Raw genomic sequence first — 14,362 nt, forward strand, 5'->3', positions numbered from 1 at the left:
GACAGGAGGTACAAGTATGGGTGAATTATCCAGTCTGCCGAACATAGGTCCGGTGGTAGAGCAGCAGTTGAACGAAGTTGGTATCACGACGGCCAGACAGCTCAGAGAGACAGGCAGCAAGCAGGCCTGGCTTAAGATCAAGGCGATAGATGACTCGGCCTGCATCCAGAGGCTGCAGGGGCTTGAAGGGGCTGTCAGGGGCATCAAGAAGCGCGACCTGCCCCCGGAGGTCAAGGCGGAGCTGAAGGAATTCTATCATGCTGCAAAGTAAAGCAAGGATACAGATGATTCTGTCCATGATAATCTTCGGCACTATCGGAGCTTTCGTGAAGCATATCCATCTGCCGTCCGCAGAGATAGCCCTGTGGAGGGCAGTGGCGGCATTTCTCATGCTTACCGTGGCAGCAGCGGCCAGCGGGAAGCTAGAACATATCAGAAGTTTTAAAGGCCGGATACGGATGCTGTTCGGATCAGGAGCCGCGCTTGCGTTCAACTGGATACTTTTGTTTGAAGCGTACCGGTACACAAGCGTGGCGGTATCTACTCTGTGTTATTATTTTGCCCCTACACTGATTGTCATACTGAGCGTTGCCATCTTCCGTGAGAAACTTAAGGTAAAGCAGGCGGTCTGTTTCGCCGCGTCCACCGCGGGGCTTATCCTTGTCATCGGAGTCAGCGGCGGCGGAAGCAATGATACGGTCGGTGCGTTGTACGGCCTTGGCGCGGCTGTCTGCTATGCAGGGGTCGTTTTTTTTAACAAGCTGCTCGGTGATATTGACGGGCTTGTCCGGACATGGCTCCAGTTTGGAGCAGCCATGGTCATCATGGTGCCTTACGTCGTATTCACATGCGGATTTGCCATAGGGGGAATCGACCCGAAAGGGGCGGCGCTGCTGCTTGTTGTCGGAGTCGTCCACACAGGTATCACGTACTGCATGTATTTTGCCGCCCTTTCCGGCCTTCGTGGGCAGCAGGCGGCGATACTGAGCTATATCGACCCTATGGTGGCGATTCTCGTCTCTTTTTTCGTACTGGGAGAGAACATTACCGTGCCACAGATAGCAGGGGGAGCGATGATTATAGGCTTCGCCTTTCTGAATGAAGTGAATACGCAAGATAAGTTAGAAAGCAGGAAATGAGACATGAAGATAATCATATCACCGGCTAAGAAGATGAGGGTGGACAACGATGCATTTGCACCTTGCGGCCTGCCCTCTTACATAGACAAAACGGAATATCTGATGGAATATATGAAGTCTCTTACCTACGAGCAGTGCAAAGAGATATGGAAATGCAGCGATAGGATAGCCAAGCTGAACTACAGGCGGTTTCAGGATATGGATCTGTATAAGAACCTGACGCCCGCCATCCTTTCTTATGAAGGAATCCAATATCAGTATATGGCGCCTGCTGTTATGGATGAAGGCGCATTTGCCTATCTCCAGGAGCACCTGAGGATACTGTCCGCATTTTACGGGATGCTGCGTCCCTTTGACGGCGTCGTCCCCTATCGGCTGGAGATGCAGGCCAGGATGGGAGGGCATAAAGGGTGTCCCGGACTAGATTCCCTGTATGGCTACTGGGGAGGGACGATGGCAGAGGATATATTTGCGGAAGACCAGATGATTCTGAACCTGGCTTCAAAAGAATACAGCAGATGCATTTCAAAATATGTGCGTGAGGACGTTGCCTTTGTGACCTGCGTATTCGGTGAACTGTCCGGCGGGAAGGTGATAGAAAAAGGGACGCTGGCCAAGATGGCGAGGGGAGAGATGGTGCGCTTCCTTGCGGAGAGTAATGCCGGGTGCCCAGAGGATGTCAGGAAGTTCAATGGGCTGGGCTACCGTTTCCGGAAAGCGTATTCGGATGACAGCACCTTCGTGTTTTTAAAGGAGACGAGAGAAAAGGAAGAAGCACTCACATGATTACGAAAAGAACGGACCATTTTGATATAGGCCAGATCTGCGCATCCGGGCAGTGCTTCCGCATGGAGCGCACCGCAGGAGGGACATATTCTGTCATAGCCGGCGACCGGTATGTGGAAGTGGCCCAAGAGGAGGATCTGTGTACGTTTTATTGCGGGGAGGAGGAGTTTGAGGCATTCTGGAGAGATTATTTTGATCTGGAGAATGACTATGGGGCATACATAGAGAGGATAGATACGAAGGACGAGTACCTGAGGAAAGCGGCTGAGGCTGGCAGCGGCATCCGGATATTGCGGCAGGATCTGTGGGAGATGACAGCCTCCTTTCTCATATCCCAACAGAATAATATTACCCGTATACGAAAGTGCATCTCCAATATCTGCGAGAAGTACGGAGAGAAAAAGGAGGCGCTTTCCGGGAGCACGTACTATGCCTTCCCACGCCCGGAAGCGCTCGCAGAGCTCGAAGAGGATGATTTGAAGGAATGCAACCTTGGATACAGGAGCAAGTATGTCGTGCGGACGGCCAGATCCATAGCATCCGGTGAGGTGGATTTGGATTACATCAGAAGCCTCCCTTATCCTGAGGCGAAAGCAGAACTGCTGAAATTATATGGAATCGGTGAGAAAGTGGCGGACTGTATCTGCCTGTTTGCGCTGCATGAGCTGGATGCGTTTCCGGTGGATACGCATATCAGCCAGGCACTGAAGCGGCACTACCGCAGAGGATTTCCGAAGAGGCGTTATAAAGGATATCGGGGCGTGATGCAGCAGTACATCTTTTACTACGAATTGAACGGAAAGCCTTGATATTGGGCGGATGCGGGGATAAGTCCACGCTGCGTAGACTCGGTGGAACGCTGCGTGTATTGCCAAGAAAGCGGCATCTGCTATCATGATATACAAGAGCTGGCGGGACATTATAGGCGTCAGCAGACTGGAGGCATGGCATGGATTATAATAAGACCGGGCAGCTGATTGCCAGAAGGCGCAAAGCGGTGGGGCTGACACAGAAAGAACTCGCGGCACGTCTGGGCGTAACGAATAAGGCGGTATCTAAATGGGAGACTGGGGGCGGTCTGCCCGATGTAGGCATGCTCAAGCAATTGTGCCAGATACTGGAGATAAGCGTGGACGAACTGCTGGACGGCGAGCAGCGCGGGACCGGAGGCGGCAGCAATGACAGAGGCATAGCCGATGAAGAAGAGGTGCGGCGCAGGAAGAAGAGGAAAACAGCGGGAATCGTATGTGCCATACCGTCCCTGCTTCTCCTTTGTATGCAGCTTGCGTATGTTACGGCCGGGAAGGCATATCAGATGGAATATATCTCGGACTTCCTGCCGTATCTTGTGAATATGCTGCTTATCGTCCTGCTGGCAGCGGCAGTAATCCTCTTCTTCTGGGAGAACCGGGCAGTGCGGATTGGAGCGGCGGCAACGGGAGGCGCGGTCCTATTGGGGGTGCTCGCTGTGGGCGTCAGGGAGACGAAGGGACGAGGCGCGGTATGGAGCCTGTCGCCGGATTACCGGCATATGCTCGTGCTGAAGTATGAAGAAAAGTCCGGGCTTGTGACGACGTATCGCAATCAGATGCTCTTGTTTGCCCGGAAGTCCGACCAGTTTCCATATACGTCTCAGAAGGACATGAAGATACAGTGGCTGGCAGATGATGCATGTGTGGTTACATATGGGTCCCCGGATGACGGCAAGGTCCATCAGTATGTGATGACGTACGGCGACCGTGGTGATGGAATCACCACCCCTTATGTATCTAATATCATTACCGGAAGCTGGACGAGTGAAGGGAAGAATATTGCGGGCTGGAAGATAAAGACGACAGGAGACGGCATCGTCATATCCTCAGAAGGAGATGGGGAAGAGATATATGGGTTTGAAGACTGTGTACAGTTTGGAACGCTTGCCATTGCCCTGTGCCGGGACGGGCTCCCGCAGTGGACCATCGTGCTGGATGAAAACTGCGTAGTCGGGGAGGAGGGCTATCTGGAAGACGGAGGTACGATATCGCTGTGCAGAGTGTCCATGGACAAAACCGCCCCGATGCATTTTACGAGAACGGAGGCGCCGGAGACATTTGAAAGTGATACGGGTACCGTACCGGATGAAGAAGAATCCGGCAGGGCGCTGGCTGAGGATATGAAGAATATACTGCAGAAGGACCCGGCCCTGGCGCAGCTGCAGTCCAGCCAGCTCGGGTATCTGAAGGTGGCGGCGGATACGGATGATATATTCTGGGCGGCAAGGTGCGCGCTTGAAGAAAACGACAAGCAGTATGCGGTAAACGGGATTGACGTCACAAGGAATATCACCCATATTGAGATGATGGCCGGAGATAGGTATGACTGTCTCGTGCAGATAGATTCGACGGATGTATATTCAGATCCTTACAGCAAGGAAGAGGAGGAGCTGGATATGACGGCCAACTATCGGATCATGCAGGGAGAAGGCGTATATCTTGCATATCAGGTGCCTTATGGAACCGATGGGGCGTACGGACTCGAAGCTCCACCGGTGAAGCAGGAGAGGGACACGGCAGGAAACCCTGAGTATTCTTACTTTGTACCAGGTGAGAGGCAGGAGGGGCAATAGATGGAGAAGACAGATACTTTTATATATGATACCGTTCCCGCGAATTACAGAGAGCGTTATGAGAAGTGCCATAACAGCAGGATAGACTGCTTCGTGATTGTAATCGGGTATGGGGTGCTGCTCCTGATTATGCTGCTGCATGCAGCCGGTATACTGTCCGACTGGCGTCCGGTGCTTCAGATGGCCGTACTGGCGGCCGCGTTAGAAGCCGCCGTGCTCGTTACCGTACGGCTCTGCTACGGCATTTCCGGAAAAAAGCTGTCTGCATTGATGAAAAGCCGGGAACAGAACAGCCTGAAAGGGACCTTCTACCCGGACTACCTTTTTGTCGAATATAGCGACGGCCGGCAGCAGAGCATCAACTATTCGGATATATCCTCAGTCGTGGAAAGTGAGGAAGCTTTTGACATCTGCAGCACTGTGACAGGACTGCGGCTTGAGAAGAAATATATCGGCAGAGATGAGATGCTTTCTCTGAGAAACTGGCTGAAAAAGCATTGCAAGGACAAGTATACGGGCAACCTGCATCCGGAAGAGGAAGAGGTCCGCATAGAGTTTGGCTGGCGCGAAGGCGACAGAGAACAGGCGTCAAAATGGTCTGCGCTGTACGCGCTCTATCAACTGCGGTATTATTATTCAGAAAAGAGGGCAGGATTTATCAGCATCCTGGCAGCTGCCCTGTTGTATATGAACATTATGGGTCCCATGCTGGCAGTCACTGTCTGTATGTGCCTCATCGTGGGAACCTTCCTGTTGATTACACTGTTTCGGCAGCTGGTGTACTGGCTGTCTGTGAAGGCGATGAAAAAGAATTATGGCAACCGCCCGGAAGAGGCAAAGACCGTTGTGGAACTGTCTGGAGACGAGTTTGTCATCCACACGCATAACAACGTCACCGGACTGCCGCTGGGGAAGCTGGAACAGGTAAAAGAAGGAGAGCGCTTTTTTGCAGTCAACAACAATTTTATATTCAAAGGGGATATGCCAAAAGTCGAGCAGGCCGTATTACGGAACCGCCTGAAAAAATACTGTGGCAGCGGATTCCAGTACATTGATATCTCTGGTTCTGTCAAAGGCAGAAAGATACGGACAGCGGCTGCGCTTGCAGTGCAGATTCTGCTCATCGTCCTGCTCCTATGGAACTATAATTCGGGAAGCTTGAAGCCCGGTGACATCCTAAGAGACAGACTGTATTCTACATCAAAGCTGGAGCAGGAGAAGAAAGAGACGAAGGCTGCCGGGGAGGCCCTCGTGCAATACGTGGACACGCCGGACAAAGATGGGCTGAATCTTGGGGCCTCTGAGCTTCGTATTGAAGAATGCTACAGTGACAACGCTGTCAACTATGACAGCAGATTTTATATAGAGAATGGGACGTTATATGGAATCTCTGCCAATGAACACGGTGAACTGGGCAGGGGGGACACAGAAGGGCATCTAAATGCCAAGGGGTTCTACCCGGCATATGAGACTGCGGAAGACGCAAGACATGTAGCGCTCGGAAAAAGCTTCATGGTATATATCAATGATAAGGCTGAACTCTGGGGGACAGGTGACATTCCGGGCACGGAAGGCACGATGAGGCTTACAAAGATGATGGATCATGTCCGCTTCGTAAGCTGCAGCGAGGAGGCGGTGGCTGTATTGAAGGAAGACGGTACCGTCTGGTGCAGCGGGACGCTTAAGGATATCGCAGGGACGGCCATTGCCTCCTATGACGGATGGGAACAGCAGCTGGCACATATGAAATATGTCACCGCCGGCAGGAACACGATGGCTGCGCTCAGTGATGACAACGTGCTCTGGACGTGGGGGGACAATACGTACGGACAATGTGGCATCCCCGTATCGGAAGGTACGATTCTGCCGGAGCCGGTACAGGCCAGGGAGAAGGTGAAGGCTGTCTGGATTGATGCGCTCCTGTACCGTTCGCCGGAACAGTACCCGCTCTATGACCGGGAAGAGCCGCTCCCTTATATCGGTTACCGGATGTACATCCAGCAGACGGACGGTGAGGTCCGTGCATGTGGAGAGAACCTTGTGCCGGAGGGAGACGAAGTATTCACCCGTGTCATGGTACAGCAGATAGATTAGGCAGGAAGGCCTCAAGCCCTGTGATACCGTACTCTTTTATAAAGCTTTCGATGCCGTCCCTGATCTCATCTCTGGAATAATCCGATTCCCGGAGGAAATCGTCATCAAAGTCGTTGATATGTGAGTAGAAGGACAGGCCCATCAGCAGATAGTCCTCGTTATCACGGTCCAGATTCTCATAGAGCAGGTTCTCGGCTTCGTTGATTCTGCCTGCGTCAGCCATGGCGATGATGCGGGTATAATCATCACCGCACGCCGAGGGCTGCTCTATGTCTGTCTCATACCGGAACTGGGGCTTTCCTGTGATGAGCTGCATGAGAAAGCGTACCAGGTCTTTGACCAGCCTCATAATATAATCTTGTTCAAAATCCATCGCGCTACCTCCTGAATCTAATCATCTCCATAAGTTTCATCCAGCTTTTTCTGCTTTCTTTTCATGTATGCCCCCATAGCTGCCAGCACCCCGAACATAAGAAGAAAGATAAAGGCTGCAAAGGCCAGCGTAATACCGGCAAGATGCCTGGCATCCCGCAGAGCCATGGCGCCTGCGAACAGAAGCGTAAAGATAACAGTTCCTCCAAGGCTGTGTATAAGATAGTCTTTGGCGCACGGTACAGAATAATTCGTCCACAGCCCTCTCTTTGCACATCCGATGATGATGGTTACGCATCCCGCAAGAAAGGCGATATGTTCCCCGATCAGATTCCGTACCGGGACGTGAAAGAACAATACTTTAAGCAGGATATCTGCAGCCAGTGCAATAAATAGCACCCAGAATCCGGTGCGTTCTATCTTCATGATTTCCAGTTCCTGTCTTTCATCTACTACTTTCTTCATATATTTCATCCTCCTCCCAGAACAAATCATTTAAAGTGACGCCGAGTGCCCGGCAGATTGCGATGCAAAGTTTGAGCGACGGATTAAATTTCCCGGCCTCTATCATACCAATCGTCTGGCGGGTGACTTCCACGCGTCTGGCAAGGTCCTCCTGGGACATATCCTTATTGATTCTTGCAAGTTTCATCTTTTTGTTTTTCATCTCCCGCCTCCTTTACCTCAAGTATAGACTGTTAAAATATGGATGTCAACTATATATTGCATTATGTAATGTTTATATTACGGAAAAGCGGATTGTCGTTTGACATTAGGACAGGTAGAGATTAAAATGAATAGAAACCACTTCACAGAAAAGGAGGATGACCATGATACATGTAATAAAAGGTGATATTACCAGACTTACAGATGTAGATGCGATAGTCAATGCCGCCAATTCTTCCCTTCTCGGAGGGGGAGGCGTAGACGGGGCTGTTCACAGAGCAGCAGGTCCGGGGCTTCTGGAAGAATGCAGAGCGCTCCATGGCTGTCCTGCAGGTGAAGTGAGGGTGACCGGAGGCTACCGGCTGCCGGGCAGATATGTAATCCATACGGTAGGTCCCGTCTGGCGCGGCGGCGAGAAGAAAGAGGCAGAGGTGCTGGCGGCCTGCTACAGGAATTCACTGGAAGCCGCGGCTAGAAAACGGGTTGCGTCCATCGCGTTTCCCGCCATATCCACCGGTATCTACGGATATCCGAAGAAAGAGGCTGCCGCGATTGCGGTACATACGGTACAGTCATATCTGGAAGAGCATCCCGGAAAGATAGAGAAGGTGGTGTTTGTCCTGTTTGACGACGAAAGCCTCCAAATATACAATGAATTGATGAAAAAAAGAGGAACAGTATGACAAAGAAGAACTTAGCACTGGAGATAATCGAACGTTTGAAAAAGGAGTACCCGGACGCCGGCTGTACGCTGGATTATGATCATGCGTGGAAGCTGCTCGTCAGCGTCCGTCTTGCGGCTCAGTGTACGGACGCAAGAGTCAACGTAGTCGTAGAGGACTTGTATAAGAGATACCCCGACGTGGACGCGCTGGCTGCCGCAGACGCAGAAGACATAGAAGAGATTGTAAGACCGTGCGGCCTTGGCAGGAGCAAGGCGCGGGATATCAGCGCCTGTATGAAGATATTGAAAGAGGAATATGACGGAAAGGTACCGGAAGACTTTGACGCGCTGCTGAAGCTTCCGGGCGTGGGGCGTAAGAGCGCCAACCTTATCATGGGCGATGTGTTCGGCAAGCCTGCTATCGTGACAGATACGCACTGCATCCGTCTTGTGAACCGGATGGGGCTTGTGGACGGTATCAAGGAGCCGAAAAAGGTGGAGATGGCGCTCTGGAAGATAATTCCTCCGGAAGAAGGCAGCGATTTCTGCCACCGCCTCGTCTACCATGGCCGTGACGTGTGCACGGCGAGGACGAAGCCGCTCTGCAATAAGTGCTGTCTGGCAGATATCTGCAGGAAGGAAGGCGTGTAGGGCAACACTACAGCCTCCGTTTCCGGTACGAATAATAGAGGATGAACAGTACCGCCGAGATGATCCACGTCACCGGATAGCTGAAGATGACCGTATCAACGGCGGGATGTATCTTAAGCGCCCCCGCGACCCAAATGATTCTCAGCAGGCAGGTGCCGAACATCGTAATGATAAGGGGGATGATGACATCTCCGATACCCCGCAGCGCCCCGGACAGCACTTCCAGGAATACATAGAAGATATAGCACGGCGTAATGAGACCGAGCATCCAGGAACCAAGCCGCATGACTTCTGCGTCTGTCGTGAAGATGCCAAAAAGTGGCATGCGGAAAACGAGGAAAAAGATGACAAGGATTCCGGAAAAGAGCAAGTCGATGCAAAGGCAGACACGGACGCTCTTTTTTACCCGGTCTGTCTTTCCTGCCCCGTAATTCTGGCCGACAAATGTGGTAATGGCGATGCCGAAGGCACCGCTCATCATCCAGAACAGCCCGTCCAGCTTGTTATATACCGACCATGCCGCCGACGTGTCGGTCCCGAACCCGTTCAGCGCTGCCTGGATCATCGTGTTGGAGATATTGTACATGACAGACTGGAAGCCCGCAGGCAGCCCGATGCGCAGCAGCAATCGGAGGATTGGACCGTGGATGCGGATCTGCGTCAGAGAAAGCTTAAGCATCGTCTCTCCCCGGATGAGCCTGAACGACACCAGCAGGGCGCTTACAGCCTGTGACACTAAGGTGGCTGCTGCCACGCCTGCCACACCCATGTGGAAGACGACGACAAATACCGTGTCCAGCACGATGTTCAGGATGCAGCACACGATCAGGTAGTACAGAGGATGCCTGCAAAGTAGATACGCAGGTACGTGGTGGAGTCTGCTACAAGCTCGGCAGGCGTATTCATCCATGCCAGCATCCTTGGTGCAAGTAAGAATCCAAGCATACCGATAACGATACTTCCCGCTGCAGAAAATGCATAGGCAGTATGCAGGCTCTGCCTCAGGGAGTGCCTGTCTTTTGCTCCGTAAAACTGAGCGATAATGACAGACGCGCCGGAAGAAAGGCCGGTAAAGAAGCCGACAATCAGATTGATGATCTGTGTGGAAGAGCCTCCCACGCTTGCCAGCGCCTCTTTGCCGACGAAATGTCCGACGATGATTGTGTCTACCGTATTATAGAGCTGCTGAAAAAATGTTCCGAAAACAATCGGACTGCGTTCCCCGTGCCATTGTCCCATAACCTTTCTGTATATTATACCTTGCAATCGATGGCGCCGCTTCCGGCTGCGCCATCGATACTATATCATGAAAGGCAGGAGGATGTCGACAGATTTTGAAAGGATGTTAAGCGATATGAGATATACGATACCAGATTATTATCAACATTTCCGATGTGCCGCAGACAGATGTGAAGACACATGCTGTGCGGGATGGCAGATAGCCATAGATGGCAGATCACTTAGAAGATATGCCCGTATCCGGGGCAGGATGGGACGTAAGCTGCGTAAGTCCATCCATTGGAACCGGGCGGTATTCCGGCAGAAGGAAGGAAAGCGCTGTGCATTTCTGGATGAAGATAATCTGTGCCACATGTATGCAGAACTGGGGAAAAACAGCCTGTGCAGGACGTGCCGGCTCTACCCGAGACACATAGAAGAGTTTGAAGGCGTCCGGGAGATTACGCTGTCTCTGTCGTGCCCTGCCGTTGCAAAGATACTTATGAACCGAAGAGAGCCGGTGGCATATCTGTCGTATGAAAAGGAGGGGGAAGAGTCTTACGGGGACTTCGACCTGCTGTTATATTCTGTGCTGGCCGATGCCAGGGAAGTGGTGCTGGACCTGCTTAAGAACCGGGCGCTTCCGGTGGAGCAAAGAGAAGAGCAGATGCTCTCTCTTGCCGATGCCGTGCAGAAGAGGCATACGGATGGCATGCTGTTCTCCTGCCAGGAACTGTTCTGCGCATACGGGAACGGGGAAGGCACATTAGCAGCCGCATGGGAGGCGGACGGAAGAAGGATCCGCGCACGCCTTCCCTTTATGATGAAGCTTTTTTCCTGCCTTGATACGCTGGAACTGCTGCTTGAAGACTGGAAGAACTGTCTGGACGAGACGAGGGCGTTCCTCCATATGGGAACGGCGGACAGCTACGCCGGGATATGCCTGGAATTCGGCACATGGCTGAAAGAACGGATGCCGGAGTGGGAGATACAGGCGGAGCAGCTTCTTGTCTACTTTATCTTCACTTATTTCTGTGGGGCGGCATATGATGGCAGAATCAGCGCCAAAGCGAAACTGGCGGCAGTAAGCCGCATGGTAATAGAAGAGATGCTCATGGCGCGATGGATGAAGAATGAGAAGATGCTCGATTCGGAAGATGTCATAGAGACCGTCTACCGTTATTCGAGAGAGATTGAGCATTCGGACAAGAACTTGGAGCGGATGGAAAGGATCATGGAGATCGTACCGGCAAACCTTACATCTTATGTAAGTGGTTTCGTGCCGCCATATACGGTATAATTCCTGTAGATGGGAGGTACGATAATTATGAAGCAGAAAATATTACAGGTACAGGGCCTGCGCAAGCATTTTGGAAAGCATGGCAGCATGACAAAAGCACTTAACGGTATGACGTTCGACGTGTTGGAAGGTGAGTTTCTTGGCATCATGGGCAAGAGCGGTTCCGGCAAGACGACACTTCTGAACTGCATCGCCACCGCCTTAAAGCCTACGGAAGGCAAGATTCTACTCAACGGCGAGGACATCGGCATATTCGATGACAGCCGCCTTGCTGCATACAGAGGCAGCCGCATCGGGTATCTCTATCAGGACTTTGAACTGCTTGACAATCTGACCGGGCGGGAGAATATTATGCTTCCGCTGGCGATACACGGAAAAGAAGAGGGGTTAGAAGCAGACCGGTTCCAGGAACTTGTGGACTATCTGGAAATCAGGGAAGTGCTGGATAAGTTTCCGTCCCAGATGTCGGGAGGCGAGAAGCAGAGAGTGGCGGCAGCCAGAGCGCTCATACCAGATCCTGGCATCGTGCTCGCCGATGAACCTACCGGCGCGCTTGACACGGAAAATGCAAGAGCGCTTATGCAGAAGCTTAACGGGCTGAACCGTGAGTTCGGCCGTACTATCCTGATGGTTACCCATGATGCAGGGGCAGCCAGCTACTGTTCCCGCATTCTGTTTATGCAGGACGGGTATATTTTCCACGAATTGAGAAGAGAATTTCCGCAGGAATCCCAGAAGAACTATTATGAAAGAATTCTTGCAGCTATGGCACAGTTGGGAGGGAGCGCGGATGTTTTTTGATATGATAAGGAGAAACAGCAAGAGGAACCGCAAGGAAAACAGCATATTTTTCGGTTCTCTCGTGGTTGCGGTCGTATTATTCTACATGATACTGTCACTGGAAGGCCAGAATGTGATACAGTTTTTGTACACGATGGAGAGCGATGCGGTGAACCGCCTACTCGGTCTGGTACCGGTATTGTATGTATTTTCGCTGTTCCTCATCTTCTTCCTGGTTTACTTTGCGGGCAAGTACCAGTTGGAATGCAGGAACCGGGAATTTGGAATCTATCTGATGCTTGGGATGAAGCGAAGAAGACTCTTCGGCATACTGATGGCGGAGGATATGTGGAACAGTATGCTGGCATTGCTGGCCGGCCTGCCTCTATCAATCTTTCTCTCTGAGATGGTCAGCCTCATAACTTCCAGATTAGTGGGTCTTGGGATTCTCGGACATCAGCCTTCCTTTTCCCTGGGGGCAGTGTTGTGGACTGCCGTGGGCTTCTTCGGCGTAAAGATTCTCGCCTTCCTCATGTTGAGCAGAAAGATAGCAGGACAGGAAATCAGCAGTCTGATGGAAGAGGGGCAGGAAGAAAAGCAGAGCGTGAAGACTGGCCGGTATGCGGCGCTTCGGCTCCTGGCCGGGCTTTTACTCCTTCTTGCCGCTTATGGCATGGCAATTGCCGGGCTTGCTTGGAAGAACATATTTATGATGGCGCCGACAGTAACCGCCGGAACAGTAGGGACATTCCTGCTCTTTTCCGGTCTGGGGAAGGGGCTTGAATCTTTTCTGAACAAGAGCCGCAGGAAAGGGCTCTCTACGTTTACGTACCGGCAGCTTCAGGAGAACGTATTCCTGAAGCACAGGTCCATGGCCGTATCTTCTCTTTTGATTCTGCTGGCCCTCGTATGCTTTGCTTACGGCATTGCAGTCGGATGGGTGACGAAAGGTGACGAAGGCCATGCCGTGGACTTTACATTTACAGGGGAAGAGAGGCATATCCGGAGTGAGCTGGCCACACCGGAACTGAAAGATATGCTCACGGGGCTGTCTGGTGTGAAAGTAAGCCTGTTGTATACCGAAGAGGAAACCCAAGGGTCAGAGCGCAAGGAGCATGTATTTGAGACGGCACAGCTGTCAGAAGCGGTCGGCAGGCTGAAGGATACGGAGGAAAAGCAGAAGCTCAACAATAATCTGCAGTATTTTACCTCTCCGTATATAATCTCACTGTCGGGATATAACGATATTCGAAAGATGGCGGGTAAGGATGCGATTCATCTGAAAGACAACGAGACAGCACTTTATTCTGACGCAGATTTTTCAGATGACAGATACAAAGAGACGGTAGAGGAAGTGTGCAGGATGGGTACGTATCTTGCGATAGACGGGGAACAGTACAGGGTATCAGGCACACTGTACACGGACAATTTTGTGGCGGACCGTCTCATGACGATTGACCTCGGGCTGATTGTCACGGACACAGTATTTGACCGGCTGTTTGATGAGGAGCAGACGAGCACATACTGGAATGCTTCTGTACAGAAAGAACTTGTGGAAGAAAAGGGCCTTCTCCAGGCGGTGATGCAGGTGAACAGCCTGCTGAAAAACACGGACCTGGAATATGAGACGTATCTGCAGGGCCTTGGGAGGCAGATGTTCTACAATGTGGCGTCCGCTTATGTAAGCCTGTATCTTGCTGCTATATTTCTCGTCATAGCCAATACGGTCATAAGCGTACAATATCTGATGCAGCAGAAAAAGAGCAGGAGGAGATACCGGATGCTTATGATGCTGGGCAGTGGAAGCAAGGAGGTCTGCCGTTCCTCGGACACGCAGATCAGATGGTACTTTGCGCTGACCGTAGTGACGGCGGCCATAAGCAGTATATTTGGAATCAGCTCGCTGTTTGGCGGCATACTCCCGTCGGGGCTTGAAAGCAGGACCGGCCAGATGTTTTGGACCGCGCTTCTGATGGCAGGCCTTCTCGGCATCGTAGAGTATGTGTATATTACGGTAGTTATGCGGGCCGGAAGGCGCCATATTCTTGAGATGATGCGCCCGCCAAATGAGCGGACGGATTGAGGGG

General features: G+C 51.8%; 14 protein-coding genes and 1 pseudogene. 11 read left to right on the top strand and 4 right to left on the bottom strand.

The window, feature by feature from the left end; genetic code table 11:
* The first annotated feature begins 16 nt into the window (after positions 1–16).
* The 6 genes from HMPREF0980_RS15060 to HMPREF0980_RS15085 all read left to right on the top strand — a co-directional run bounded on the left by HMPREF0980_RS15060 (position 17) and on the right by HMPREF0980_RS15085 (position 6,624).
* The gene (locus HMPREF0980_RS15060; protein WP_049729913.1) at positions 17–271 is read left to right on the top strand and encodes a TfoX/Sxy family protein; all 255 of its coding nucleotides are present in this window, start codon (positions 17–19) and stop codon (positions 269–271) included.
* Positions 258–1,139 (top strand): DMT family transporter, encoded by an 882-nt coding sequence (locus HMPREF0980_RS15065; protein ID WP_049729914.1) that lies wholly within the window; start codon positions 258–260, stop codon positions 1,137–1,139. The genes HMPREF0980_RS15060 and HMPREF0980_RS15065 overlap by 14 nt, the downstream gene beginning before the upstream one ends.
* 3 nt (positions 1,140–1,142) lie before the next feature.
* Positions 1,143–1,925 (top strand): peroxide stress protein YaaA, encoded by a 783-nt coding sequence (gene yaaA / locus HMPREF0980_RS15070; RefSeq protein WP_049729915.1) that lies wholly within the window; start codon positions 1,143–1,145, stop codon positions 1,923–1,925.
* Positions 1,922–2,734, top strand: coding sequence for a DNA-3-methyladenine glycosylase family protein (locus tag HMPREF0980_RS15075; RefSeq protein ID WP_049729916.1), 813 nt, complete (start codon positions 1,922–1,924; stop codon positions 2,732–2,734). Before yaaA ends, HMPREF0980_RS15075 begins: the two co-directional genes overlap by 4 nt.
* Before the next feature lie 140 nt (positions 2,735–2,874).
* A complete protein-coding gene (locus HMPREF0980_RS15080) occupies positions 2,875–4,530 on the top strand; it encodes a helix-turn-helix domain-containing protein (protein WP_084002843.1) in 1,656 nt (551 codons plus the stop codon).
* Positions 4,531–6,624 carry an RCC1 domain-containing protein gene (locus HMPREF0980_RS15085; protein ID WP_049729917.1) on the top strand — a complete coding sequence of 698 codons (2,094 nt, stop codon included), beginning with the start codon at positions 4,531–4,533 and terminating at the stop codon, positions 6,622–6,624.
* Here HMPREF0980_RS15085 and HMPREF0980_RS15090 read toward each other — a convergent pair.
* The 3 genes from HMPREF0980_RS15090 to HMPREF0980_RS15100 are packed head-to-tail and all read right to left on the bottom strand — an operon-like array spanning position 6,602 to position 7,663.
* Positions 6,602–6,997: a DUF6483 family protein gene (locus HMPREF0980_RS15090; protein ID WP_049729918.1), complete on the bottom strand. Its 396-nt coding sequence runs from the start codon at positions 6,995–6,997 to the stop codon at positions 6,602–6,604. The genes HMPREF0980_RS15085 and HMPREF0980_RS15090 overlap by 23 nt on opposite strands.
* 17 nt (positions 6,998–7,014) lie before the next feature.
* A complete protein-coding gene (locus HMPREF0980_RS15095) occupies positions 7,015–7,461 on the bottom strand; it encodes a DUF6773 family protein (protein WP_049729919.1) in 447 nt (148 codons plus the stop codon).
* Positions 7,442–7,663, bottom strand: coding sequence for a helix-turn-helix transcriptional regulator (locus tag HMPREF0980_RS15100; RefSeq protein WP_049729920.1), 222 nt, complete (start codon positions 7,661–7,663; stop codon positions 7,442–7,444). Before HMPREF0980_RS15100 ends, HMPREF0980_RS15095 begins: the two co-directional genes overlap by 20 nt.
* Positions 7,664–7,826: 163 nt before the next feature.
* On the opposite strand from HMPREF0980_RS15100, the gene HMPREF0980_RS15105 reads away from it, so the two are divergent.
* Both HMPREF0980_RS15105 and HMPREF0980_RS15110 read left to right on the top strand, forming a co-directional pair.
* On the top strand, positions 7,827–8,345 hold the full coding sequence (locus HMPREF0980_RS15105; RefSeq protein WP_330375923.1) for an O-acetyl-ADP-ribose deacetylase: 519 nt from the start codon (positions 7,827–7,829) through the stop codon (positions 8,343–8,345).
* Positions 8,342–8,977, top strand: a complete 636-nt coding sequence (locus tag HMPREF0980_RS15110) for an endonuclease III domain-containing protein (RefSeq protein ID WP_049729922.1) — start codon at positions 8,342–8,344, stop codon at positions 8,975–8,977. Before HMPREF0980_RS15105 ends, HMPREF0980_RS15110 begins: the two co-directional genes overlap by 4 nt.
* A 7-nt stretch (positions 8,978–8,984) precedes the next feature.
* Here HMPREF0980_RS15110 and HMPREF0980_RS15115 read toward each other — a convergent pair.
* A pseudogene (locus HMPREF0980_RS15115) lies at positions 8,985–10,216 on the bottom strand (MATE family efflux transporter).
* Positions 10,217–10,298: 82 nt separating this feature from the next.
* Here HMPREF0980_RS15115 and fliB point away from each other — a divergent pair.
* Genes fliB through HMPREF0980_RS15130 form a run of 3 tightly spaced genes read left to right on the top strand, consistent with a single transcriptional unit; the run spans position 10,299 to position 14,358 of the window.
* A complete protein-coding gene (fliB, locus tag HMPREF0980_RS15120; RefSeq protein ID WP_242847421.1) occupies positions 10,299–11,495 on the top strand; it encodes a flagellin lysine-N-methylase in 1,197 nt (398 codons plus the stop codon).
* 27 nt (positions 11,496–11,522) lie between these two features.
* Positions 11,523–12,296, top strand: a complete 774-nt coding sequence (locus HMPREF0980_RS15125) for an ABC transporter ATP-binding protein (RefSeq protein ID WP_049729923.1) — start codon at positions 11,523–11,525, stop codon at positions 12,294–12,296.
* Positions 12,286–14,358, top strand: coding sequence for an ABC transporter permease (locus tag HMPREF0980_RS15130; RefSeq protein WP_049729924.1), 2,073 nt, complete (start codon positions 12,286–12,288; stop codon positions 14,356–14,358). Before HMPREF0980_RS15125 ends, HMPREF0980_RS15130 begins: the two co-directional genes overlap by 11 nt.
* Positions 14,359–14,362: the final 4 nt, after the last annotated feature.

The organism is Dorea sp. D27 (assembly GCF_001185345.1).
In the GTDB taxonomy this organism is placed as follows: Bacteria; Bacillota; Clostridia; order Lachnospirales; family Lachnospiraceae; genus Extibacter.